We start from the raw sequence: 2439 nt of genomic DNA, 5'->3' as shown, positions 1-2439 counted from the left end.
GTCGCTGGACCGACGCCGATTTCCTGCGCGCTATGCATGAAGGCATTGGCAAGGATGGCGAGCGCCTTTATCCGGCGTTCCCGTACCCTGAATTTACGAAAGTGACCAACGACGATGTCCTCGCGATCCGCGCGTATCTGAACACCCTTCCTCCGGTTCGCTACACGCCGCCGGCCAACGTGATGTCGTTCCCCTTCAACCAGCGCTGGCTGATGACCTTCTGGAACATGTTGAACTTTCACGAAGGGCGGTACGTACCTGATCCGAAGCAAAGCGCCGAGTGGAATCGCGGCGCGTATCTGACTGGGGGTTTGGCGCACTGTGAGGAATGCCATACGCCGCGCGACCTGACGCAGGGATTGAAAACGAGCGAACGCTTTACCGGCGCGGAGATTTCGGGCTGGCGCGCGTTCAACATCACGCCCGACGCGAAATCGGGCATTGGCGCATGGAGCGACGACGATGTTGCGCAGTATCTTGCGACCGGCGTGGCGCATGGGCATGCGAACGCTGCGGGTCCGATGGCCGATGTCGTGCAGAACAGTACGCAGTACATGACGCCGCAGGACTTGCGCTCGATGATCGTTTACCTGAGGGCCGTGCCGGCGAAGGGAGGAGGGGAAACCCGCCCGCGCGACACTTACGGCAAGCCTGCCACCGATGAAGTCACTGCGCTGCGTGGTACGGCGATCAGCGGCGTGAACGGCGCGCAGTTGTTCATTGCTAACTGCGCGACTTGTCATAACTGGACAGGCGAGGGCCGGGGTGGGAAGGCGCTGGGCGCTTATCCGTCGCTGATTCATAACAGTGTGGTGGGGGCGTCGGCGGCGAACAACCTGACGATGGTCATGCTCCATGGCGTGGATCGCGAGACGAAAGACGCGCATGCGTTCATGCCATCGTTCGGCGATCATCTGTCGGATGCGCAGATTGCTGCTATTAGCAATTATGTGACGACGGCGTTTGGTAATCCGGGCTCTCGCATCGCGGCGGGGGAGGTCGCCAAATTGCGCGCGACGGCGCAATAGGGGGGCGGTTGGGGCGGTTCTGCTGGCGGTGAGTGTGGGGCAACGGTGGAGTCCTTCCGCTCCGGCACCACGACAGTGAAGATCGGCGGCTTGACCGATCGGGGCACCTCGTTCGGGACGTCCTATGCTGAGGGCGACAAGCTCGTGAAAGCCTTCGTCTAAAGCGTGACAACGTTAAGCGAGACTCGCGCGCTGTCGAGCGACACGGCCAGCGAGCCATGGAATTCCGGTCTCAGAACTATGTCGAGACATGTCCAACCGGTCAGTGCCGCCCCCTTATGCGTAGCGGACCAGCGGCCGACGCCAAGTTGCGAATCGTTTCTCGTCGTATAGGACCTCGGCTCGCGAGACAGACCTGTGCCAAGTGCCTTCAGCAGAGATTCCTTGCGTACCCAGGTACTAAAGAACGTCGCCGCCGAATCTGATTGCGCCGCGTCAAGTGCTGCCTCCTCGATTGAGGAAAAAACCTCGCGTCCAATGCCCGTAACGTCCATGTCACTAGCGAGCCGCTCGACGTCCACGCCAACGTGACAATCCCACGCGAAAGCGAGCAGAGCCATCCCGTCAGTTTGGGAAACATTGAATGCGAGCCTTGCGGGATCCGGCTGCTGCAAGGCCAACTTACCGAACGGCGCGATCCGAAAGCGCAGGGATTCTCCCCGACAGTTCAGGTATCGACCAATCAGCGAGCGGAGAATGCTCCTCCGGGCGATGAATCGAACGCGATCCCTTTCCCGCTTGTAGGCGCATGCACGGTGCCGCTCGTCCGGCGAAAGTGTCTGGGCGAGCGCCGCGCATACCTGTTCGATTAGAGAGTCGTTCAGCACCCACACGTGCACGGTTTTTTCCTGCAACGACAAGCGGCCCGGATCGCATAGTAAAGGTGACTCAGGACACCTGGCATTACTTGTCGTGACGGGATCGTGCCGCATGCATTTGCTCCGTGAGTAGGTCTGCCGGCGCCGACAGGGGTCACCCGGTTCTCAACTCCCGGTCCAGTGCTGCAGCGACGATCTGGAGGTCCGGCTCGACGATCATATCGTGGTGGCTGCCCGGCACCTCGGCAATCACGAGCCCGCCACGCGCGACGCGTCGCCACAGCGGCATCGGGTCGGCGTACCCATTCTGAGAAATCAGCGCGCGCACATAGACGATCGGTCCCGCGTGATACGGCCGCGGCCGGTAGGTGGCCATTGCGAGCCGCAACGTTTCGCGCACTCGCAGCAGCGCCGGCGGTATTGGGAAGGCGTAGGTTGTCGGTTTGTGCGGCATGCGCCCTACGCGCATTCGCACGCGATCCGCTACCCCCGCGAGCCTGTGCGTCACGTACTCGAAACGCTGAGACGCAGGCAGTTCCCGCAGCGTGCGCCATCGCTGGCCCACATGGCCGCACCAATAGCGCATCCACGCC

The 2439-nt window shown here is 61.8% G+C and carries 2 protein-coding genes and 1 pseudogene; 1 reads left to right on the top strand and 2 read right to left on the bottom strand.

The features are described 5' to 3' along the window. Positions 1-1028 (top strand): c-type cytochrome (locus WCA53_RS21915; protein ID WP_423915559.1); only part of this gene is annotated, 1028 nt, incomplete at its 5' end. Between the two features lie 158 nt (positions 1029-1186). Here the strand turns inward: WCA53_RS21915 and WCA53_RS21910 are convergent. Both WCA53_RS21910 and WCA53_RS21905 read right to left on the bottom strand, forming a co-directional pair. Beyond that, positions 1187-1960, bottom strand: a complete 774-nt coding sequence (locus tag WCA53_RS21910) for a 4'-phosphopantetheinyl transferase family protein (RefSeq protein WP_423915558.1) — start codon at positions 1958-1960, stop codon at positions 1187-1189. 40 nt (positions 1961-2000) lie between these two features. After that, a pseudogene (locus WCA53_RS21905) lies at positions 2001-2439 on the bottom strand (acetoacetate--CoA ligase); the annotation flags it as partial.

The sequence above is a fragment of the Caballeronia sp. genome, assembly GCF_049581465.1.
Lineage (GTDB): Bacteria > Pseudomonadota > Gammaproteobacteria > Burkholderiales > Burkholderiaceae > Caballeronia.
The sequence above is the reverse complement of the archived record's forward strand: the minus strand, read 5'-3'. Positions and strand labels throughout refer to the sequence as shown.